Here is a 23,311-nt window from a genome sequence, read left to right on the forward strand (position 1 = left end):
CACAACAACACATGGAGAACGACGTTATGAACATTGCAGTATTAGGCGCAACTGGATGGATTGGTGGTGAGATCGTAAAAGAGGCGGCTTCACGTGGTCACAACGTCATCTCACTAGTTAGAGATAAGAGCAAGGTTGACGGCTTATCAAACGTAGTTCGCACACTTGATATTGAATCTGAAGATTTTGATCTTGAGCAGGCTCTCACTGATGTAGACACACTAGTCGTATCCATTGGCGGACGTGCAGCGAACAACCATGGAATCGTGGCTAAATCGGCAAACCGACTGCTTGCCTCACTTGCAGAAACAAAGACACAACGCATAGTCTGGGTTGGCGGTGCCGGTTCACTGGAAGTCGCTCCAAACACACCATTAGTGACGATTCCAGAGTTTCCTGAAGAGTACAAACCAGAAGCCATCGCTCAAGGCGAAGCACTGAAAGTATTCCGCCAATATCAGGGACCAACAACGTGGACTTATATTAGTCCAGCGGCTGAGATTTTCCCTGGTGACAAACAAGGAAACTATAGAGTTGGTGGGGAACAATTACTTACGGACGAGCAAGGTAACAGCCGTATTTCGGTGACCGATTATGCTCATGCTTTGGTCGATGAATTGGAATCGGCTAAACATCTAAACCAAAGAATTGGTATTGCCTACTAAGCACTAACCTGACACTAAAGCCACTCCCTTACACTGGTTAGAGTGGCTTTATTATTGTGGCGCGACGTTATTGCGCAGCCATACGAGAACGGTACACGTTAACACTAAATATCACCATTACAGCGATGACAAATGGTAATACGTAAACGTTAAGCTTTTCCCAACCCACTGTCGCTTCCAGCCAGCCAGAAAGTAGCGCGGTGATGGTCACACAACCAAACACCACAAACTCATTAAAGGCCTGCGCTTTAGGTTTATTGTGTGCCGCGTATGATTGACTACACAAACTGGTTGCCGCGATAAACATGAAGTTCCACCCAACACCTAATAGCACAAGTGCCGAACGGAAATGCCAAATGCTTTGTCCATTAATGTTAATCATCACACACAGCACAAACAGCAACCCACCGGTCAATATCATCTTACGAGCACCAAACAACTCAATCAGCTTTCCGGTGAAAAATGCTGGGACAAACATCCCCAGTACATGCCATTCAATGACACCAGCTGCTTTATGAAAATCGAAACCGCATCCGATCATTGCTAACGGTGTCGCTGTCATCAGTATATTCATTACCGCGTACGCAACCATTGCAGCAAATACGGCGATGAGAAAGTTAGGCTGCTTAGCGATCATCATTAGCGAGTCGGAGCTTAGCTGGGTGTGCTTTTTAGGTGCAGGAGGAAACTGGATGAATTGCAAAATCGCTAACGCGATAACATTGAGCACCACCAATGCAAGAAATGCCGTGGTATATAGGCCATCCGACGACCACTCAACAGATAAAATAGCCAAGTTAGGCCCTAGAAAAGCCGCAAAAACACCACCAGCCATAGAAACTGAAATCGCACGATGACGCACTTCTTCACTGCACACTTCAATCGCTGCAAAACGATATAAAGTACCAAAACCGATTCCTATACCCAGTAAAAAAGCGCCTGCACAAAACAGGTAGAATTGCTGATTGGATAAGGCATAAGCAACCGTGCTTGCGCCAGTAATCCCAATAATGTTTCCGATACTAAAGCCTTTCTTGCGCCCTAGTTTCCCCATAATCAGCGAAGCCGGTATGGTCGCGCACATTAGGCCCAGGAACTGCAACGCCACCGGCAAGGTGATCATATTGTCTGACGGAGCAAGCTGTTTCCCGACCAATCCAATTACGGAAATTAGCAATATATTTCCCGTCATCAGCAGTGCCTGACACACTGACAGCATCCATACGTTTCTGTTCATCCTGATCCTACGAGTTACGATTCAATCTGATGGCATCATAGCTACACGGTAACCATGTCTTAGTAGATTTGTTGTATCGCAACCAACAAGTTAAGTCCAGCGCGCACTTAGCCTGGGCTTAACTCGTTATTTAAATAGCTAATGATTTGCGGCGCTAGAGACTAGAATTTATAAGACGCACTAACATACCAAGAAGACAACGTCAGATTATCACTAGAGTTTTCGAAGCCATCCCCACCCTGTTCTTCACTGAAAACATCTGCCTCATAGCCAAGTCTAAGTGCCAAGTGATTCAGTGCAAGTGATGTATATTCCCCACCAAATCCAATGCGATAGCCGCCCGCCTGACCGCCAGTTTTAGCGCCAACTCTTGTTAAGCCGACCGTTGCAAATGGCCTCCACCCACTATCGAATGTATAACCTAAGTTGGCGGCAATAGAAATTGAGCTATATTCGATATCTGCATCGACATCAGGAGCATCAGAAAATCCTAATTTTACATCACCATATTTAGTGTATTGCAATTCAGTAGCGACGATTCGGTTAAACGCGTAACCTCCTATCAACTTTAGAGCTGGTCCATCAGTCTTCATCGTCACATCATGCTCGTTGTCAGCTGTAGATCCTCCGTCAAACCCCGAAGTACCAATACCACCACCTAAATAAAAGCCGCTAATATCGCTGGCGTAAGTTGAACAAGAAAATGCAGATGTCAAAAGTGTGCATATCAATAGTGTTTTTTTCATGATTAAACTTCTCGTTTGTATGAGTTGCCAAAAGAGGCAGCACACTAACGACTCGGTTCACAAAAGAACAAACAATCACCACACCATTTTCAAACAACGGTACATAAACATAAAAAGTTATAAATTCACCACATAATGAAATCTATAACTGCTTGATAACAAAACGGCAGTGAAACAAAACAATGAAAAATTGATTTGGCAACATTGTCTGTTATGATCGTCACAATTATTTACACTTATACATCTCGTATCTGAGATCAGACAAACTTAGTGATCGCGTAGTTGCAATGGACGATATTCGTTTTTCCAATTTGAAAGTAGATTGTACTTCTCGTGCATTGCATAACATGAGAGGTGACACTGTAGTCCTACGCCCATTGCCATTCCAAGTTCTCATGCTTCTGTATGAAAACCGTGGTAAGCCCGTTTCGAGAGATATGCTATTCAGCCAATGCTGGGATGGTTCTTACGTCACCGATCAGGCTTTAACTAATGTAATTTCTGGGATTAGAAGCTGTTTGGACAAACTGCAAGCTGTCGGTGTGGAAGTTAAAACGATCACCAAAGTAGGCTACTTACTGGATATTCCGGCAGATAAAGCCGATACATCACTTTCTGAAGATTCAGAAAAGCCTAAGCAACCGTTGAGGTCCAAACCTAATTCTAATTTGGCAACCAAACTCACTTTTCCATTGCGTACATGGACAGCGAGTAAATGGACAACACTCGTGCTATGCGCCGCAATCACCCTTTTAGCAACTAAGCTATTAATGACTTCTCAAAGCACCTTTTTAGAAGACGTTCAATTCAAAGAACTGCAAGTAGATGAAACCAGCATATTGGTTTCAGACAACTACGGGCTAATTTCTGACTATGACAACTTCCGAGATAAGCTGAAGTCACAACTGCCTGCCGACTGCAAAATGAACGTTTATCTAAGAGTCTACGAGTCCATCTACAATGTAGATGAGCCAGCAATGCAAGTATTCCTGCAACAAAAGTTAGGGCATAAGAATAGTACCGTCTCACTATTCTCACTTAATCAAGATTCAATAGAAGCATCTTTAGCCAACATCATTCGGCAAGAGGCTCAATTGTGCGAATAGTTAATGCCTTATTAGCGCTTTGTTTCCTTGCTTTGATCGCACTGTACTCTGCTATGACACCGCCCTCTTTATCGGGGAGTCACTGGAGTTGTCGTAATGTCGAACGAGGTTTTACCTCTAAGGCGTTTGACGATTATTTTCAGATCACCGAACATTTGATTTTGCATTTTGCTTCTGACAAAAGCTTAACCATATTCCAAGAAGGTGAGGTGCAAAAAACATCTGAAAGCTCACAGGCGTACGAGTTTGGGATAGATGCTGAGTACGTACAAAAGGATAACAACCTCGCGATCACATTCGAACGTATCCGTTGGAGTGAAAAGCCAGAAAATGCTCGCTTTTTCGTCAATGATATCGAGTCTTTAAAAGGCTATAGCATTAACTACAATTATTACATCAAGAACAAACAGTTATACATTTATAGTGCTGACCACGCAGAGAACCTTAATTATTTATGTTATTCATCTCAGCCGTGATGACTCTTGTCATTTGATTAAAAAAGAACCCAGCGGTTCGCTGGGCTCTTTTTATCTACGACTTTAAGCTAGCTTGTCGTTTCTTCAGGTACACTTACCTTTACTGGCAATACCTGCTTAACGTAGTTCCCCGGTGCAGGGCCAATAATTGGGAACTGCTCAGAGCCTTGAGTAAACGGCTCTACTTGTTCCTCAGCATTGAAACTCAGTAGCCATTGATGCCAGTGTGTCCACCAAGATCCTTCTTTGTGACTTGCATTCGCTAGCCATTCTTCAGCAGAATCATCGAGGTTATCATTCAACCAGTAGCCATATTTGTTTTTGGCTGGATGATTCACAATGCCTGCGATGTGGCCAGACTCGCCAAGTACAAACGTCTTGTTTCCACCTGACTTTAACGCTCCGCGATAGGTACCTTGCCAAAGAGCGATGTGGTCTTCTTTGGTCGACACAAAATAGCTTGGGATTTTAATCTTGTTTAGATCAATCCATACACCACCGATTTTAACGCCTTTGTCTTGCACAAGCTTGTTCTCTAAGTAAAGCTCTCGAAGCAAGAAGTTGTGGCACTTAGCGACGACATTGGTGCTATCGCTATTCCAGTACAGTAAATCAAAATCAACTGGGCTGTTGCCTTTGAGGTAGTTGTCGACGTAGTAATTCCAGTACAGACTGTTCTCACGTAACAAACTGAATGTCACACTCAATGAGCGTCCATCCATATAACCTTTGGCATTGTTCTGCATTTCAATAGCACTAACGATAGTGTCATTTACGTAAGCCCCAACTTCTCCTGGCTGGGAGAAATCAAGTAACGTAGTAAAGAAAGTCGCAGACTTAATGCGCTTCTTCATACGTTTAGCAGCGTAATAAGCCACCGTTGATGCCAATACCGTACCACCGATACAATAACCAGCGGCATTGATTTGCTCTTGGCCAGTAATGTCTTCGATAGCTGACACTGCTTTAACAACGCCCTCTGTGACATAATCGCCAAACTCAACCTGCGCCTGTTCTTTACCCGGATTGCGCCAAGACATCATGAAGACACTATGCCCTTGCTCAAGCAGCCAGCGCACCATCGAATTCTTTTCACGCAAGTCCAAGATGTAGTACTTGTTAATGAAAGGAGGAACAATTAATAGTGGCGTTGAATTGACTTTTTCTGTGAGTGGCTTGTATTGAATCAGCTCAAAAAGCTCGTTCTTAAACACAACATCACCACCTGTGTTTGCGACATCCTCGCCTACACGGAAAGCATTATTGTTCGTCATGCGAATTTTAAGAATGTCCGCGCTTGACTCTACGTCTTCTTTTAGCTGTTCCAAACCCGATAACAGGTTCTCGCCATTTTGCTCTAACGTCAGCTTAAGTAGCTCTGGGTTAGTCGCAATAAAATTGCTTGGCGACATAGCGTTGATCGCTTGACGTGAGAAAAACGAAAGGCGTTCCTTCGTTTTTTCGTCTAGCCCTTCAATGCTATTGATGGTGTCTAGGTAAGTTTTACTGAATAAAAGGTAAGATTGTTTAATAAAGTTATAAAACGCATCGGATTTCCATGCGTCGTCACTGAAACGCTTATCGCCTTTTTCAGCTTCAATTAAACTCTCGGTATTCCCTGCTAATGCGACGTTTTGCCAGATTTGAAGCTGTTGTTCCCACCACTGTGTTTGCAGCTTTAAAAGCGCAGCGGGCTGATTGGCAGCTTGTTCGAAGAGCTTTGCTGTATCTTCAAAGTTCACTTCTTGCATCGCTTTATTTAGAGGAGAGTTAACGGCTGCCTTGCTGAATTCAAGATCGTGCCACCACTGTTGATTGGTTTCTTGGAGCTTTACAAGGTAGTCCGAAAAGAAGTGCTGAAACATAATTTATACTCCTGTATTCGGAAAAAAGCCGCCTTAGAAAGGCGGCAAGCGGATACTGTGCTTATGCAGGAGTCACAGTCTTAAGGTTTTCCGAAGTAAGAGAATCTACGTCTTCTTTAAACTCTTTTGCGATAGCTTGTAGCTTGTTGCTGTCGTCCATCATTTGCTGAGAAAGCTTTGTAAGAACAGATAGTTGCTGGCTGTTAAACGCAGTTAAAGATGTCACATCTTTAATTTCGCTAGCCGCTTTCATCTGAGTTAAACCCATTTCGCTGTAAGTGCGAATTGCGTTAAGTTGCAGCTCAGTTAGGACTTCAACATTCTTGGTCACAAGCTTGTTGAATTTTAGGTAAGGCTGTAGGTTCTGTTCAGTTTGGTCTGTGAAAGTTTTGAAGAAATCAGTGTACATAGTGTTGCTCCTAATAAATTTCTGGAAATTCCATTGATGATTAAACTAATTTGACGACAACTGCCGTACCCATACCGCCACCTACACACAGTGAAGCGACGCCATATTGGCCGTTACGTCGGGTTAATTCATGAATAAGAGTGACTAAGATGCGATTTCCTGAAGCACCTAGAGGATGCCCAAGTGCAATTGCACCACCATTAACATTGGCTTTATCCAAAATGGATGAAACCGATACTTCGTGCTCTTCCGCGAGCTTATGAATCACGCCGAGTGCCTGAGCAGCAAAAGCTTCATTAAGCTCGTAAAGATCCATATCCGCTGTAGTTAACTCAGCCTTAGCTAGCGCTTTTGTTACCGCTTCTACCGGGCCTAACCCCATCACTTTTGGATCTAACCCCGATTGAGCGTAACTCTCGATTTCAGCGATAGGCGTTAACCCATGTAGCTTAACTGCGCTTTCAGATGCTAGAATTATTGCGCTCGCTCCATCGTTAATGCCTGAAGCATTCCCCGCCGTTACAGAGCCTTCGCGGTCAAAGGCTGGACGCAGTTTTTCTAGACCACTTAATGTTGCAGAAGACTTTGGATACTCATCCGTATCAAACACGATTGTTTCACGACGCTGTTTGACATCAACGGCAACAATTTCATCCTGAAACTTGCCTGCTTCAATCGCGGCAACCGCTTTCATTTGGCTACCCAGTGCGTATTCGTCTTGCTGCTGACGTGAAATATTCACCTCTTTGGCGACGTTTTCGGCCGTTACACCCATGTGGTATTGGTTGTAAACATCCGTTAGACCATCTGACACGAGTAAGTCAGTCAGCCCCATGTTGCCCATTTTGTGGCCGTCGCGAATGCTAGCTGGTACCGTGAATGGAATTTGCGACATCACTTCAACACCCGCTGCGACAACGATGTCTGCATCGCCGCTTTTAATATGGGAAGCCGCATCCATTACGGTTTTCATTCCGCTGCCACAGACCATATTTAGGCTGTATGCTGGCACTGATTCTGGAATGCCCGCGTACAATGAAGCCTGACGACCTACTCCCATTCCTTGGCCTGCACTCACAACATGGCCAACAATGACTTCATCCACAATCTCTGGATTTACATTTCCAGACGCCAAGGCCCCTTTAATGGCAACAGACGCTAAATTACCTGCCGACATATCTTTCAGTGTTCCACCGAAAGCACCAATAGGCGTTCGTTTTGCTGCAACAATAAATACTTTTTCCATAGCTCTCACCCTCTTAATGCATGTATAGGCCGCCGTTCACCGACAGTGTTTCGCCAGTGATGTACGCGCCGTCTTCGCTAGCCAAGAAACTCACCGCTTTGGCAATTTCTTCAGGTGTCGCTAAGCGTTTCATAGGGATTTGAGCTTTGATGGATTCAAGCACTTCAGGTTTCATTTGCTCTACCATTGGAGTCGCTGTGTAGCCAGGAGCAACTACATTAACGGTGACACCTGCGCGTGCCCCTTCTGCAGCCAAAGCCTTGGAGAAACCAATCATGCCAGCTTTCGCCGCTGAGTAGTTTGCTTGACCAAATTGGCCTTTCAGTCCATTTACCGATGAGATGTTGATAACGCGACCACCACCTTTTTCACACATTGCTGCGAATAAAGGTTGAGTCACATTAAACACACTATTGAGGTTAGTCTCGATGACATCTTTCCATGCACTAGCCGTCATCTTTTTAAATAGACCGTCGCGAGTGATACCCGCATTATTAACGATCGTATCCACCGTGCCTTCTTCTTCAAGAAGTTGGGCTAAACGTTGTGCACATTCTTCTGTATTGGTTACATCCAATTCGAACAAGCGTACTTGGTCTTGAGTAAACTGCTTTTCATTAAACCAATCCAGCGCACACTGATAATTACCGGTAAAATAAGTAGCAATCACACGATAACCATCGTTGACGAGTTGAGTTGAAATAGCAGAACCAATTCCGCCTTTTGATCCAGTGATCAAAGCGACTTTTTTCATTAAGAGACTCCATTCTTAACAGCAATAAAATAAGTGCATCTGAGTGGTGCCGCCAAATAAGCACCAACTGACATTATTAGTATTATTCTCAGTATAAAAACTAAGAACTTGTTGTTATTTAAATTAAAGCCTAAATGTTACATTTCAAATACTATTTCGTTTTATATTCGTAAAGTTGAGGATGATCCCATAAGGGATGAAATGTTATATAGTTGTTAAACCTATTATAACTCTCTGTTTTAACTAAATTATTCCTTATTATTGAACATTATCAATAATTCATAAGTTACTGTATATTAAGAAAATAGATCCAATCAAACACTTGTTACATAGAGTATTCACCCATTCATTATAATTGCACCAAAATGTATCACTCTTGTAATTATTGTTAGATATAACAGCCCTATTTTGGTGCTCCTAATGATGAATGGTTATTATTAACCTAGTGATATTTAATATATATCACTAGGTTAATAATTTTATGCTTAAAACAGCGAATAGTTAGACTTTAACAAAGACCATTAATGACAAATATATAAAAAAGCCCTAACCGAAGTTAGGGCTGGCAAACGAATCGTTAATCTTTCCGTGATTTATCCGGCAGTGGATGGTTTGATTCGATAGAAAATGACGAACAATACAGGTACGACAATTAGCGTCAGCACCGTAGCAAAGCCTAAGCCTGCCATTATTGTTATTGCCATTGAGCCAAAGAAAGCATCAAATACGAGCGGAATCATGCCTAATATCGTGGTTAACGCCGCCATACTTACCGGCCTAACACGGCTGATTGCACTATCTAGTACTGCTAAATACGGGTCTTTGCCTGATTCCAATTCAATATTGATTTGGTCGAGTAGTACAATGCCATTTTTTAAAATCATCCCACTTAAACTTAATAAGCCAAGAAAAGCGGTAAAACTAAATGGCATGTTGCTACTTAATAAACCAATTGAAACACCGATGATGCTTAGAGGGACGGTAAACCAGATAACCAGTGGTTTTCTCACTGAGTTAAACAGCAACATCGTGATGATGAACATCAACAAGTACCCCATTGGTAATGAACCAAATAACGACTCCTGTGCATCTTTCGATGATTCGTATTCTCCCCCCCAAGAAATCGAGTAACCAGCGGGAAGGTGCAGAGCTTCAACTTTAGGCTGAACACGTGCAAACAAACTTGCTGGTGTTTCATCACCTAGAACATCATGGTCTGCCAGTACTGTTAATGTACGTTTTCTATCTCGACGCTGAATCAGCGGTTCTTGCCACTCCAATGTCACTCCATCGATTACTTGTTCGACAGGAATATACGTCTGAAGTGATGGGCTCCAAATCTTAACGTTAGCTAACGATTCAAAATCAACACGTTCGTTCTCCGGCAAGCGCGCAATAATCGGCAGCATGTGAGTACCATCACGCAGCAGACCAATCGCACTGCCGCCAAACGCCATTTGTAGGGTTTCAGACAACTCTTGCTTTGAGATCCCTAAACGTCTTGCTTTAGATTCATTAAATAGCGGGACGAGCTCTTTGGTTCGCTCACGCCAGTCATGGCGAACATTGCGGGCACCAGGGTCTGCGAGGAAGACATCTTCCACTTGCTGAGCGATATTACGCAAAACTTGTGGATCTGGCCCCGAAATACGCGCTTCTATTTTAGAGGCCGGTGACGGACCAAATTCGATCAACTTGAACTGGAACGTTGGTTGATTGAACTTAACTGGAAGTTGCTCGTCCAACTTTGCCAACAATTCAAACATCGCATCACGATCAGTCGCGCGAACTTGCAGCTGCGTGTACGCTTCGTAGCTTTTCTCTGGCTGATACGTTAACGCAAAACGTTGTAAGCCCTGCCCCGTGGTTGTGGTAACAAACTCAACGTTATCTTTGCTACGAATATAGCTTTCTACTTCGTTAGCTTGCTTAGCTGTTTCGCGTATATCAGTACCTTCCGGCATCCACATGTCTACATAGAACATTGGTGTATTAGATGCTGGGAAGAAAGACTGCTTAACTGAACCAAACCCAATAACAGCAGCGACAAGTAACGCGACCATACTCGCGACCGTTAACCACCTGAAGCGCATTGCAAAGCGAAGTAGCGTACCGAACACCGTAAACAAAACACCTTTGTAAGGGTCAACATCTTCCTGTGCACTATCCGAGTTGTCTTCTTTTAGCAGCAAGTTAGCTAAGAATGGCGTTAAAGTGAGTGCCGTAATCCAGCTCAAGAACAAGGAGTAGCAAAGAACCCAGAACAAGGACTCCATAAACTCGCCTGTTGCGTCCTGCGATAAACCAATCGGAGCAAACGCCGTGATCGCAATGATTGTCGCACCAAGCAACGGCCACTGAGTCTGTTTAACAATATCAACCGAGGCTTGTAGTTTACTCTTACCCTGCTTTAAGCCGACAAGAATACCTTCTACCACGACGATGGCGTTGTCGACCAACATACCTAGCGCGATAATCAATGCCCCTAATGAAATACGATGTAATTCCACATCGTTGTAACTCATTAGAATAAAGGTACCAAATACCGTTAACAGAAGTACTGCACCAATGATGATGCCGCTGCGTAACCCCATCGCAAACAGAAGAACAATAATTACGATTGCCACCGCTTGGCCTAAGCTGACAACGAAATCTTGCACTGATTTATCCACTTCCGCTGACTGGTTATAGAAGTAGTTAAGCTCCACACCCGCCGGTTTGATACTTTCAAGTGCAGCTAACTCTTGTTCAAGCGCTTTACCCACCTCAACAACGTTAACACCAGCATTAAATGAGATTGCAAGGTTGATTGCCGGTTTGCCGTTGTAAGTGATTAGGTTAGAAGGCTTTTCTTGAATACCACGCGTTACGTCCGCCACATCTTTCAAGCGAATTAAATTGCCCGTGTCTCGGCCATGAATGACGAGATCTTCAAGCTCTTCTACCGACGTTAATGTGCCGTTAGGTCTAATCGTGAGGGCTTGGCCATTCACCATCACTTCGCCAGCCGCTTGAACACTGTTCTGCTGACTCAACAATCCAACGACGGTATTCATATCGAGGTTAAATGCAGCAAGTCTTTCCAGCGAGATTTCAACAAATAACTGCTCTTGTTGGTCTCCCGCAATCGCAACTTTGCCTACACCGTCGACCAGCTCCAACTCTCGAGTAAGATGATCGGCATAACGTTTTAGCTCGATATAATCAAAGCCATCGCCCGTGAGCATAATCATGATGCCGTACACATCACCGAAGTCATCGATGATTTGGACCGAATTCACCCCACTAGGCAGCGTTGGTGATAAATCGTTAATCTTACGACGCATTTCGTCCCAAATTTGCGGTAGTTCATCCGGGCCATATTCCATCTGCATGCTGACCATAATCTGAGACATGCCGTTGGAAGACGTCGAGGTAATTTTATCGATATAAGGGAGTTTCCGAATTTCCTTTTCCAACGGATAGGTAAGCTCTTCTTCTACTTCCTGAGACGTCGCACCTGGATAGGTGGATATGATCATTGCATCTTTAATCGTAAACGCTGGGTCTTCGAGGCGCCCTAAATCCATAAAGGATGTAACACCACCAACCGCAAGGATCACAAGGAAAAGCCAACTAATGACCTTGTTCTTTATTGAGTATTCAGCAATGCTCATTGTTGCGCTCCTTGAACAGCCATACCTTCGCGTAACTTACGCAAGTTTGAGTTGATCAGTACATCTCCGCTCTGAACGCCAGATGCGACAACTGCACCTTCACTATTAATCTGTTCAACCTCAACCGGCGCACGCGTTGCAACGCCATCTTGTAGCTTCCATACGAAAAACTCTTTTCTTACAAGACCACTGTCGATCGCCGTCATTGGCACCTCAAAGCCTTGCACCGTGCTCAAACCCGCTGCCACCATATCCACTGTGACATTCACACTGGTGCCCGGCAGTATCTCTGGATCTACTTGTGGCATTGAAAGCCAGAATTCATAAGTTTGGCTCTGAGGGTGCAACTCACTAGTGTGTTCCAGGTAGTTCAATGTGTAACTCCCCTCATGACCAGAAAACGTCGCACTTGGTTGGTATTTCTTTGCGTTACGATTTGGGTTAAGCATCGCAATCACCGAATCCGACAAACTGATGCGGACATACACTTGGTCATCTTGATAAATGCTCAATACACTTTCACCCGGAGAGGTGTTCTCAAACCGCTTCTTATCGACACCAGCTACCGTGCCAGCGGCCGGAGAACGCAAGCGAGTGTATTCGATTTGAGATTTAGCCAAGCCAAGATTAGCCTGTGCCAGCTTAAAGTTAGCGGTTAACTCGTCATGCTCCGCTTTGGAAATCATCTTGTTGCTGAATAAATCTTTGCCGCGCTGGAACTGCTTTAACGCCAATTCCATTTTCGCCTGTGCATCAAACAAGGTTTGTTTTTGCTTAGAATCATCAAGAATGGCAACCACTTCACCTTTCTTTACTCGATCCCCTTCTTGCACCAAGATACCTGAAATCTCACCGTCCAAGCGAAAAGAGAGAGGGGTAAGCTCAGCTGGCACAACTTGACCGTTGAAGCTTCGGTACTGGCTAACAATAGGCTGCGTCAGTGTGACGGTGTTTACTTGCAATTCGGGGCGCGGACGATGTTCAGTCTGTTGTTCACAGCCTTGAATTGAAGTCAGTGTAACCACGGCCAGTCCAGCCAAAGCTAGCTTAGAAATTACTTTGCGTTTCATTTAGATACCCGCTTCTCTCGTCCATGCTTTCACTTGCTGACCATCCATTAGGTTGGCCACACCGGCTTCCACTAACAAATCACCCTTCTCAATGCCTGAAACCACATTGCCATGCTCGTCTATCGCTACCTCTACGCGGTTAACTAACTGAGTTTGTGGGTCAAAGCGCATCACTACGCCCGATTGCACCTGTTTTTCTACCCAAGCACTGTCAGCCAGACGGTAGTGATTCGGTTCTTGGGTATTAACGAGTTTTACCTGTCCACTCATTCCTGAGAGTAAGTTCAGTTCTTCAGGCCTTTGAATCGTGACGCTCGCGGTATAGCTATTGGTGTCCATATCAGGTTGGGTCGACACTTCTTTAAACTGAGCTGGTATGACATATTGGCGATGGCTGTCCATAGATACAGAAAGCTGACCATTGCGAATCATATCCAGACCATAAATCTCGGTGTAGCTCACTGGAATGGTAAAAGTCACATCCATTACTGAATTATCAATTACGTTTAGAACAGGCTGATTAGCTGCAACCACTTCATGAGCTTTCGCAAATGACAAAGACACCACTCCATCAAACGGTGCGGTAATTACCGTGTACTGAAGATCTGTTTTAGCTTGGTGCAACGCCACTTTTGCAGCTTTGTAACTGGTTTCCGCTTGGTCGAAACTGTCGCGACTGATCAGTTTTTTCTTCATCAACTGTTGTGCACGCTTCAACTGCGTTTCCGCCAAATCGTATTCCGCTTGTCTAGCATCAACGGCTAATTGGTAATCTGTTGGATCAAGTTTCGCGAGAACCATGCCTTTGCTGACAGGCTCTCCCATTTGAACTTCTATTGTTTCTATTTCACCTGGTACCTGAAATGACAACGCCGCTCTTTCGGTCGCATCTATCTTGGCGATAAAACTATCTAATTGCTGCGCCTGAAGATCCGGTACTTCGACCAGTTTGACGGGCTTGATGACCGGGTTTGTCATTTCTGAATTCGCTTTATTACACCCAGCCAAAACAAGGCTGAAAGCAGCCACTGTGAGCAATCGTCCGGGTATTGATTTTGAGTTTAAGCTGAGCATAATTGTTCTCGATTGTTGTTATTGCACACCTGTGCAGTATAATTACCGCACTCACAAGATCAATATATATTTTCCACTTGGACAATATTTTTTACCGTGAAAAATCGGACGAGATCTGGTAAAAATAGAGCGTTCGAACAGGGGCAATAGAAATGACTGAAAGAAAACAAGGGCGTAGAAGCGCACAGGATGCTGAAAAAACAAAATGCGATATCATGTGCGTGGCAGCCGAGTTATTTTGCGAACTGGGGTACGAACGCGTCTCTTTACGAAATATTAGTGAAAAGGCGGGAGTATCACACAGCTTGATTCGCCACCATTTTGGCAGCAAAGACAAGATTTGGTATGCCATCAGTGACGGCCTCCATGAGTACATGGAGAAATATATGGGTACCATCATTGAGCACATGCCGAAGTCAGCGAATGCCAATGAGAAGCTCTACTTCTTCGTCGTTCATTTGCTGGCACACATGCTGATTGCTAAGCAACCGATCCAGCTCATTGCTGATGCTGTAAGGCAAGAAGACGCACTGTTCGATTACTTTATCGACCGCTCAGGAGAGCTGCAGAAAATCGTTTTTGCCATCGCTGATGAGTACAATGAAAAGCACCCAGAGACGCCCGTTAAAATCTGGGAAATCAAATGGCAGATGATCATGTTCGCTCATGGCGCAGCAAGCATGAGTCCGTTCTTGAAACAGACATGGTCGGACGAAACAACCGATTACGACCAATGCCTGCTCAAACACTGGGATATGTTTAATCAGATGATGATTTGCCGATTTGGCATTACCGAATCTCAGCAGGTGAAGCCCGCTTCTGTTGCAGACTTAATTTACGATGTACCATGTGAATTCAAATCAGAATAATAAAAAACGCCTCCTAATTGGAGGCGTTTTTATTTATGTCGTTAAAGCCATACAAGATTAATGGATGAATGCAACGGCTACCTACGTTTACCACGCCCTGCGTGAATTTTTAGTTTGGCTTTCATTTTACGTTTTTCCGCAGAGCGACTCTTTTTACGTGGCGATCTATCGGGTTCAATCTCTTCAATCAAACTAGGTTCAAAACCTTGCAACCACTCTTGAGGTAAACGCTTGTCCAGTAGGGTTTCTATGGCCTCAAGTAAGTACTCTTCATCGCGACTCATTAAAGATATCGCAAAACCTTCCTGTCCCGCTCTGCCCGTACGACCAATACGGTGCACATAGTCTTCAGCTTTGTATGGCATATCGTAGTTAACCACTTGCTCTAGCTGCTGAATATCGATGCCTCGAGCAGCCACATCCGTTGCAATCAAGGCTCTTACTTTGCCCTCTTTGAAGTCATCAAGCGCCTTTTGGCGAGCACCTTGGCTCTTATCTCCATTGATTGAAGCCGCTTTAATACCATCAAGTTTTAATTCTTTGACTAATGCATCTGTGCCTTGCTTAGTTTTAGTGAAGACTAACACTTGCTGCCAATTGCGAGAGCCAATTAGGTATGCAAGCAGCTCGCTCTTTCGCTTCTTATCCACTGGGTAAACAATTTGTTTAACCGTCTCAGCGGTACTATTTGAAGGCGTGACCTGGATTTCGACCGGATCATTCATCATCTTATGCGCGATGGCTTTGATTTTCTTATCGAAAGTCGCTGAGAAGAACAGGGTCTGACGGACTTCATTCATTCGCTTCAGAATGCGCTGAATATCCGGCATAAAGCCCATATCCAACATGCGATCTGCTTCATCTAAAACCAGTACTTCTGTTTGAGTCAGAATGATGTTTTTGCAGAACAAATGGTCCAGTAATCGCCCTGGCGTGGCGATAAGCACGTCAGCACCACCTTTCAAATTTGCGGTTTGCACATTCATACTCGTGCCACCATACGCCGTGACAACTTTAAGCTCAGTGCCGCTTGCATAGCTGACTAAGCTATCGTAAACCTGTTGCGCCAGTTCACGAGTCGGCACCAATACCAAAGCTCGTATCACTCGGCTATTTTCTTCTCGTTGCTGTGGCTCATCTAGGAAACGTTGCAATATAGGTAAGCCGAACGCCGCTGTTTTTCCTGTACCGGTCTGAGCGCCCGCCAACACGTCATTTTTCTCTAAAACTTTTGGAATTGCCTGCTGCTGAACTTCTGTTGGCTGCGAGAAACCAAGCTCTTTTACAACCTCAACCAACTGGGGATTTAGACCTAATTCTAGAAATGGATGTGACATGTGATTTACCAATAAAGAAAGCAGGCGCGGATTCTATCAGAATGACGCTCGTTTTGCTGCGTTTAATACATCTGGGTAAAGCGTATCAAATAACAACTGCAGCTCAGCGTAATTTGCCTCTATATGCTGAAAGCAAGACGCAAGCCCCGCCATTCTCGGGCTACGTTTCGACATACGCTGCAGAGCATATTCAATATTGTCTAATTCTTGGTACGACTCTAGCCACTTCCCCTTCCACATATGGCCAGTGGTAATTTTAAACCTTTCTGGCAATGGGAAATCGGCCTCGCTTTGTGATACAGCTTCACCTCGAGTTAACGCTTCACTGTGTTTACAAAACTGGGCCAGAGATTCGGAGTGATAACTTTGCCATTTTGAGGCCAAACAATGATCCCAAAAGACATCTAAAGCAATAGGAGCAAATCGGCGTGATGTTCCTGAAAACATCTGCTTTGCCGGTTTCATCACTTCATGATGGTCAGTATAGGAGTCCACCAGCCGATGCAGCTTTATACCGTCGACAATATGAGGTTGGAACTTTCCTGCTGGATCCCCTTTAACAAAATCACCCAGCAAGTTCCCTAGCAGGCTCGAATCACAATGATCAGCAATATGAAGATGAGCTAGAAAGTTCATAACAACTCGTTCAGTATCCTTAATGATTTGGGGCGTTCGATTTACTTCAAACAGTGATTTCAGTGTAGCGAAAAATGTGCGTATCGCTTGGATCTAACCAACTCGACCAAACCATACGGTTAGAGCAAGGTTCAGAAACCGCAAACCTTAAACCTTAAACCTTAGCCCCTAGAAACAGAGTGCCTAAAAGCACAAAGCCAGTGCAAAGGCACTGGCTTAACTGGTTTCGCGGGCAGATTATTTGAATGTCTCTTCCGCAAGTTCTTCGATCGACTGTTCGTAGTCTGATAAGTCGATACCGATTTCCATCGCATCTAGTAGTTCTAGACACTCATCGTTCGCATATTGGTCACTCATTTGGAGACCTCCTTAAATACAAGACTTGTACGACATACTCCTATATGGAGTCTGTTGTTCCTTTTTAAAGCATTTATATGACACTTTTTTGAAAGCGGGAAGAAAAAACGTACCCCGATTTGATTCTGCGCACAAGTAATCGTTTGCCACTGCATTGAAGCGTCACTATCGGCTTGCTGTAAATTTAACATTACACCTATGGATAAAAAACATTACATTTAGCTTGATCTTTAGTGTGTAATTCCACAAAATCCCCAACAAAGCAGTTATATTGAGCGAAATAAACATATCCACCGCTACATATGACAACCACCAACAAATGTACCGAATATTTTACAGATGACAAAATCACGAATCTTTGGAAGCACGCTCATTATTGCTGGCACCACAATTGGAGCAGGCATGCTTGCGTTACCCCTTGCGTCTGCAGGGATTGGTTTTTCGACTTCACTTGCGATCATGCTGGGCTTGTGGGCATTAATGGCCTTCACTGCTCTACTCATGTTGGAGCTACACCAGTACGCAGACAGCAGTGCAACACTGCACACTCTTGCCAAACAAATCCTAGGCCAGAAAGGTAAATGGCTCGCGAGCTTTGCGATGCTGTTTTTGTTCTATGCACTATGTGCTGCATACATTGCTGGAGGCGGCGCTCAGTTTGGTGAGCGCATCAGCCAGTGGTCTGGATTTGAAATATCAGGCTCATCGGCCACTGTGCTATTTACGGTAATCGTTGCAGCAATTGTTGCTGTGGGTACAGGTGCGGTAGACAAAGTAAACCGAGTTTTGTTTATCAGTAAGCTGGTAGCGATGGTTTTGGTGCTCGCCTTCCTAGCACCAAATGTCACAGAGTCGTACTTACTCAGCATGCCACTGCAACAAGGATTAGTGGTGGCTGCCATTCCGGTGATTTTTACCTCATTTGGCTTTCACGGCAGTATACCTGCCATTGTTAACTACCTAGATGGCGATACCCGCTCTCTGCGCAAAGCCATCTTGATTGGTTCTTCAATTCCACTGGTTATTTACATTTTCTGGCAAGTAGTGACGCTTGGTGTTGTTAGCCAAAGCCAGTTAGTCGACAACTCTGGGCTATCTGGGTTGATTTCAACACTCGCGCAAACTGTTCACCGTTCAGACCTTGGACAAATTGTCGGTGTGTTTGCTGACTTGGCTCTACTGACTTCATTCCTTGGAGTCAGCTTGGGCTTGTTCGAGTTCCTTGGCGACACAATGAAAAAAGAAGGCCAAGGCTTTAATCGAGTCGTCGCTGCACTCGTCACGTTTACTCCGCCACTGGGTTTCGCTCTGTTCTACCCACAAGGCTTTATTATGGCATTGGGCTATGCGGCTATTGCGTTGGTTATTTTGGCGATTTTCTTGCCGGTCATCATGGTACATAAAGTACGTAAATCTGAAGACTACCAAGGCCAGTACCAAGTGTTGGGTGGACATGCTGCTCTTTATCTAACTGGCGGTATCGGTGTGTTGATAATCTCAGCTCAGATCCTGATTACGTTAGGCTTACTACCTGCTCTAGGTTAATGAGCCTTGAAGTATTTGAGGGGACAGGCACTGCCTGTCCCCTTTTTCGTCATAATAATAATGTGATACATATCTCTTATATGTAACTTTCATATCATTACATTTCACAATAAGTCGATCTAAATCTCATACGATTCTCTCCAAGATTAATACACTAATCGCTTACAAATTGCTGTTATGGAGTAACCATGAAAGAAGTTGATTTCAGGACGATAGATCGATTGTTTATCAAGATGTCGGTCAATGACAAAATGTGGGCCATTTTTGTTCTCTTTTTAGCTGCCTTAACATTCGTCGCTGGTGCACGATACTTTTCTACAATCGAACAAGCACAACAACATGCAACAATAGCGGTGGAATACAAGCTGCAAGGTATTCTTACCGGCAGTGATAGCCCTGCAGATAACGTCAACAATCTCAGTCAGCGTAGCGTTCTTGCGGCGACCACATTTGAGAATGGCTCTGTGACTGCAACAGCGAAAGGTCGTGATGGTCAGGTTTATGCGCTAACTGAAGACATGTCTCAACAGTATAGTGCTGCGCGTCAAGACGCACTGACTTCGATGCTGCTTAGTTACTTGTGGGCGCTTCCATTCGGTTTGTTGCTTTACTGGATCGCGACATTCTTAGGTGGTGCACTTTGGGTGCTTTACACCACGACTCAAAAGATTGCTGAAGGTGATTTAACGTCACGCCTTGGATTTCATCCGGGTCGTGATGAATTCGGTACTATTGGCTGTGCGCTCGACAATGCGATGGACACACTGACTGAATTGGTTGTTTCAGTAAAAGACAACGCAACAACGCTAAGCACGACTTCGTCTTCATTCGAACAAAACATGAAACACAGTGAATCACAGATCGTAAGCCAGTATTCTTCTCTAGATTCAGTTGCGACCGCTATGGAGCAGATGACCGCATCGGCTCAGGAAGTCTCTAATATCGCGCATCAAGCAACAGAACAGAGTGAACAAGATTCTGCACAAGTTGAAGAAAGTCGCCAGCGTGTTGAGCAGGCTATTCAGGAAATTGCCCACCTATCTTCCTATATTGAAGATGCGTCCAGCTCGGTGGCTACCCTGAACGAGAATACCACTCAAATTAGTGACGTGATCACGACTATCAACGGTATCTCGGAACAAACGAACCTACTGGCATTAAATGCCGCAATTGAAGCAGCACGAGCGGGTGAACAAGGCCGCGGCTTTGCCGTCGTTGCGGATGAAGTGCGTACATTAGCAAGCCGTACACAGCAGGCTACGGTAGAGATTCAAGCTATGATTGAAAAGCTTCAATCTGAAAGCCAAAACATCTCTAAGATTACCAACCAGACGGTAAGCCAAGCGCAAACCAGCAGCGAGCTTGTCAGTGATATTGGCGACGATGTGGCAAGAATTTCTCAGTCAGCGCGCACTATCAACGATATGAGCATTCAGATCTCTACATCAGCTCAAGAACAAAGTGCTGTCGCAAACGATATTGCTTCCGAACTGTCTGACATTCGAACTCAATCGAATGCGATTCGCGAAGTCGCTGAGCAATCTTCAGTTGGTGTGGGTAATCTAGCGAACGCATCACATAACTTGGGTGAGATTCTGTCTAGATATCGAACCAATTAACATTAAAAAGCCTGCCATTTGGCAGGCTTTTTTATTGAAAGCAGGAGTGACCTTTTAGCTATGACGCTGAATTAGCAACTGCAATGCCATGCTTGTAGAAACGTGTCGTATCTCTTCCCGCCCCTTTTGCTTCGTACATTGCTGTGTCAGCATGTTCTAACAACAACTCAAAACTAGGTTCGTTGCTAAGTGTCGCGATCCCAATACTCACTGTCATTTTGAGCCGCTGTTTATTGATGAGTAAGTCGCTGTCACGTAGGTTATCTTGAATACGCTGAGCCACTTCTAATGCTGCGTCGATATCCGCTTCAGGTAGCACCACAGCAAATTCTTCACCACCAATACGGCCGATAATGTCTGACTTTCTTAGGTTCTGCTTACACAGAGTAACAAAATGTACTAGGGCTTGATCGCCGGCTCTATGGCCGTATTGATCGTTAATGGATTTGAAGTGATCGATGTCCATCACCAGTAAACACATACCTTTTTGCCGATAGTGATGCACACGCAGCTCGTTTCTCCCTAGCTCCATGAAATAGCGTCGATTTTTTACTTTAGTCAGGGAATCCGTCGTCGCTTCTCGGTACAGTCGTTCTTCATACGCTTTTCTGTCTTGTTGCTCTTTTTTGAGTAAATGGCGAACAATACATATCGAGATAACAAGTAAGCTTAAGAACACCAGAGCAATTTTGGGTAGGATGGCTTTGCTGGGGACAAATGGAGTCCAAGTTAGTGCCCCTAGTTCCTCGCCTTTCGGTGAGTACAATAACAAGCTGTTCTTCAGAGAAGTACCCTCTGTAACAAGCGCTAAGTCATCTAATTGATAATTCAGCGATAGTTTATCAAGGTATTCTTGATCCACCTTTATCCCTAGAACCAAATAGTGCCCTGGCCTCGGCTGCTCTGTGAATTCTTCAACGAAATGCCCAGATAAAAAGTAGTACACGTCTTCATTTAGCTTCAAATACCCATTGAGTGATTCTTCTTGTTCACGCCCTTCAGCAGTAGCTGTTAACAACTGTGACAGCCCCGCATCCATGATTTGCTCGTAAGTTAAGTTAGCTTCCTGCTCATCCACCGACATCGCCCTCATCTGATCTCCCGGCGCGATAGCGATACTGATATCAAATTCGTAGTGGTCTAATAGATATTGGCCAATGTTGCGTTCAACCCACTCAGGGTCGAAGTCGACATACACTTTTTGATATGCAAAGTTCCAAAAAGCGTATTCAGATAAGATATCTTCGTGATGCTCGTTTTCGATGTATAGAGCGAGTTCTGCCCTTTGCTTAAGCTCCGACTCAGCCTGATTATCCAGTGTAGATAGAAAATAATAAACACACGCCAGCAGGGCTATCGCCATCAGTGATAGCAACCAAGATATGATGGATATTACCGACTTTGACGATACGAATTGCTGGACAATCAAACGCGTCATGACATTAACTCAAATTCACTGACTGATAAAATTATAGACGCGGAATACCAAACATACTGAAATGAAACCGCTCTTATTACAAAGCGGCTTTAACACAGAACATGAAAGTAAACCTTTGGGTGTTTAGCTACCGGCCATACCTAATGGCTTTTTGCCATCGCAGGCCCCTTTCTCAAGGTCATACACCGGGCTGCTACCATGGGCGCTCCAACGATGGTCTTCCCGAGACGCTTTTCGGTATTGAGTGGGGGTTAAGCCGATATAAGTTTGGAATGTCTCGTAAAAGCGGCTACTGGAGTTAAAACCAACCGTTAGAGAGATATCCAATATCGAACGGTCTGTATCACTCAGTAAAGCGCGGGCGTGATTAATACGCATTGCGGTGATGTACTGCTTAATCGTCATCTGCATCGTGCGCTTAAAAATGTTCATCGCATAGTTGGTGTGCAGCCCAATATGCTCCGCAATCGACTGTGACGTCAAGGGTTGATTATGGTGAGTCGCAATGAACTCTAAGATTTGGCTTACGTAGAACTGAGCATGCTTAGATACCCCTTTCTGCGTTGATTTTTCCTGTGTATTGACCAGCAGCTGCTCCCAGCCGTCTAAACATAAGCGTTTTAGCATCAAACCAATTTCATCAATAGCAAGTTGCTGGCGGCTTTCCAAAGGATGATTGACATCCTGCGCCCAGCGCGCCAATTCAAACTCACTGACTAAACGGCCCGATAGCGACTGGAGAACGCTACCATGGGTTATTTGGTTGATAAGATCGCGATTAAGCGGCCAAGACATAAAATGATGGATTGGAATATTGATGATACCCATATTGTGGCTATCACCCGGATTGGTCAGCCGGTGAGGTACGGAGGCCCAAAATAAGCCTATTGAGCCATTTTTAATCACGACCGGGCTACCATTGATGATGTATTCAATATCTCCACCAAAAGGAATATTCACTTCCACTTGGCCATGCCAATGGTAGCCGGGCATAGCATGGGGTGCTCTGAGTTCCACATCGATTTTTTCATACGACGAATACAAAGACAGCGGGCTGACCGACACCGTCTCTGGGGAGTATTCGTCTTGAGTGACTACACTCATCGTATCCAAATCCTGCGACATGATTATTCCTTAGGAATCCGTATAACAACCTTGGCATAAGAAAAGCAAGAATCTTCGCCAAACCGTACCACATTTCCAACT

At 44.4% G+C, this 23,311-nt stretch carries 19 protein-coding genes; 6 read left to right on the plus strand and 13 right to left on the minus strand.

Annotated elements, in window-relative coordinates:
- Positions 1-26 precede the first annotated feature (26 nt).
- The gene (locus ACXABW_RS17635) at positions 27-665 is read left to right on the plus strand and encodes an NAD(P)-dependent oxidoreductase (RefSeq protein WP_457526593.1); all 639 of its coding nucleotides are present in this window, start codon (positions 27-29) and stop codon (positions 663-665) included.
- Between the two features lie 67 nt (positions 666-732).
- Here the strand turns inward: ACXABW_RS17635 and ACXABW_RS17640 are convergent, their stop codons facing one another.
- Both ACXABW_RS17640 and ACXABW_RS17645 read right to left on the minus strand, forming a co-directional pair.
- Positions 733-1,902, minus strand: coding sequence for an MFS transporter (locus tag ACXABW_RS17640; protein WP_457526595.1), 1,170 nt, complete (start codon positions 1,900-1,902; stop codon positions 733-735).
- 161 nt (positions 1,903-2,063) lie between these two features.
- A complete protein-coding gene (locus ACXABW_RS17645) occupies positions 2,064-2,648 on the minus strand; it encodes an outer membrane beta-barrel protein (RefSeq protein ID WP_457526597.1) in 585 nt (194 codons plus the stop codon).
- Between the two features lie 287 nt (positions 2,649-2,935).
- Here ACXABW_RS17645 and ACXABW_RS17650 point away from each other — a divergent pair, with 287 nt between their 5' ends.
- On the plus strand, positions 2,936-3,754 hold the full coding sequence (locus ACXABW_RS17650; RefSeq protein WP_457526599.1) for a winged helix-turn-helix domain-containing protein: 819 nt from the start codon (positions 2,936-2,938) through the stop codon (positions 3,752-3,754).
- Entirely contained in the window at positions 3,745-4,230 is a 486-nt protein-coding gene (locus tag ACXABW_RS17655) for a hypothetical protein (protein ID WP_457526601.1), read from the plus strand. The genes ACXABW_RS17650 and ACXABW_RS17655 overlap by 10 nt, the downstream gene beginning before the upstream one ends.
- 68 nt (positions 4,231-4,298) lie before the next feature.
- On the opposite strand, the gene ACXABW_RS17660 is transcribed toward ACXABW_RS17655, so the two are convergent.
- The 7 genes from ACXABW_RS17660 to ACXABW_RS17690 all read right to left on the minus strand — a co-directional run bounded on the left by ACXABW_RS17660 (position 4,299) and on the right by ACXABW_RS17690 (position 14,304).
- Positions 4,299-6,095 (minus strand): class I poly(R)-hydroxyalkanoic acid synthase, encoded by a 1,797-nt coding sequence (locus tag ACXABW_RS17660; protein WP_457526603.1) that lies wholly within the window; start codon positions 6,093-6,095, stop codon positions 4,299-4,301.
- Positions 6,096-6,156: 61 nt separating this feature from the next.
- Positions 6,157-6,504: a phasin family protein gene (locus ACXABW_RS17665; RefSeq protein ID WP_252031100.1), complete on the minus strand. Its 348-nt coding sequence runs from the start codon at positions 6,502-6,504 to the stop codon at positions 6,157-6,159.
- 40 nt (positions 6,505-6,544) lie between these two features.
- Entirely contained in the window at positions 6,545-7,750 is a 1,206-nt protein-coding gene (locus ACXABW_RS17670; protein WP_252031102.1) for an acetyl-CoA C-acetyltransferase, read from the minus strand.
- 13 nt (positions 7,751-7,763) lie between these two features.
- Complete coding sequence (locus ACXABW_RS17675; RefSeq protein WP_457526606.1) at positions 7,764-8,504, minus strand: SDR family oxidoreductase; 741 nt, start codon at positions 8,502-8,504, stop codon at positions 7,764-7,766.
- Positions 8,505-9,097: 593 nt separating this feature from the next.
- Positions 9,098-12,160 carry an efflux RND transporter permease subunit gene (locus tag ACXABW_RS17680; RefSeq protein WP_457526608.1) on the minus strand — a complete coding sequence of 1,021 codons (3,063 nt, stop codon included), beginning with the start codon at positions 12,158-12,160 and terminating at the stop codon, positions 9,098-9,100.
- Positions 12,157-13,230: an efflux RND transporter periplasmic adaptor subunit gene (locus ACXABW_RS17685; protein ID WP_457526610.1), complete on the minus strand. Its 1,074-nt coding sequence runs from the start codon at positions 13,228-13,230 to the stop codon at positions 12,157-12,159. Before ACXABW_RS17685 ends, ACXABW_RS17680 begins: the two co-directional genes overlap by 4 nt.
- The gene (locus ACXABW_RS17690; protein ID WP_457526612.1) at positions 13,231-14,304 is read right to left on the minus strand and encodes an efflux RND transporter periplasmic adaptor subunit; all 1,074 of its coding nucleotides are present in this window, start codon (positions 14,302-14,304) and stop codon (positions 13,231-13,233) included. It abuts the gene before it with no gap.
- A 152-nt stretch (positions 14,305-14,456) separates the two neighbouring features.
- On the opposite strand from ACXABW_RS17690, the gene ACXABW_RS17695 reads away from it, so the two are divergent.
- A complete protein-coding gene (locus tag ACXABW_RS17695) occupies positions 14,457-15,173 on the plus strand; it encodes a TetR/AcrR family transcriptional regulator (RefSeq protein ID WP_252031116.1) in 717 nt (238 codons plus the stop codon).
- Between the two features lie 77 nt (positions 15,174-15,250).
- On the opposite strand, the gene ACXABW_RS17700 is transcribed toward ACXABW_RS17695, so the two are convergent.
- Positions 15,251-16,510, minus strand: a complete 1,260-nt coding sequence (locus ACXABW_RS17700) for a DEAD/DEAH box helicase (RefSeq protein ID WP_457526614.1) — start codon at positions 16,508-16,510, stop codon at positions 15,251-15,253.
- A 36-nt stretch (positions 16,511-16,546) separates the two neighbouring features.
- On the minus strand, positions 16,547-17,146 hold the full coding sequence (locus ACXABW_RS17705; RefSeq protein ID WP_457526616.1) for an acyl carrier protein phosphodiesterase: 600 nt from the start codon (positions 17,144-17,146) through the stop codon (positions 16,547-16,549).
- A gap of 696 nt (positions 17,147-17,842) precedes the next feature.
- Between ACXABW_RS17705 and ACXABW_RS17710 the strand changes: the two genes are divergently transcribed.
- Both ACXABW_RS17710 and ACXABW_RS17715 read left to right on the plus strand, forming a co-directional pair.
- Positions 17,843-19,048, plus strand: a complete 1,206-nt coding sequence (locus tag ACXABW_RS17710; protein WP_457526618.1) for an aromatic amino acid transport family protein — start codon at positions 17,843-17,845, stop codon at positions 19,046-19,048.
- Positions 19,049-19,236: 188 nt separating this feature from the next.
- Positions 19,237-20,667 carry a methyl-accepting chemotaxis protein gene (locus tag ACXABW_RS17715; protein WP_457526620.1) on the plus strand — a complete coding sequence of 477 codons (1,431 nt, stop codon included), beginning with the start codon at positions 19,237-19,239 and terminating at the stop codon, positions 20,665-20,667.
- Positions 20,668-20,725: 58 nt separating this feature from the next.
- On the opposite strand, the gene ACXABW_RS17720 is transcribed toward ACXABW_RS17715, so the two are convergent.
- Both ACXABW_RS17720 and melR read right to left on the minus strand, forming a co-directional pair.
- Entirely contained in the window at positions 20,726-22,105 is a 1,380-nt protein-coding gene (locus ACXABW_RS17720) for a sensor domain-containing diguanylate cyclase (RefSeq protein WP_457526622.1), read from the minus strand.
- Positions 22,106-22,228: 123 nt separating this feature from the next.
- Positions 22,229-23,230, minus strand: a complete 1,002-nt coding sequence (gene melR, locus ACXABW_RS17725) for a transcriptional regulator MelR (protein ID WP_457526624.1) — start codon at positions 23,228-23,230, stop codon at positions 22,229-22,231.
- Between the last annotated feature and the right edge of the window lie 81 nt (positions 23,231-23,311).

The sequence above is a fragment of the Vibrio paucivorans genome, assembly GCF_054053395.1.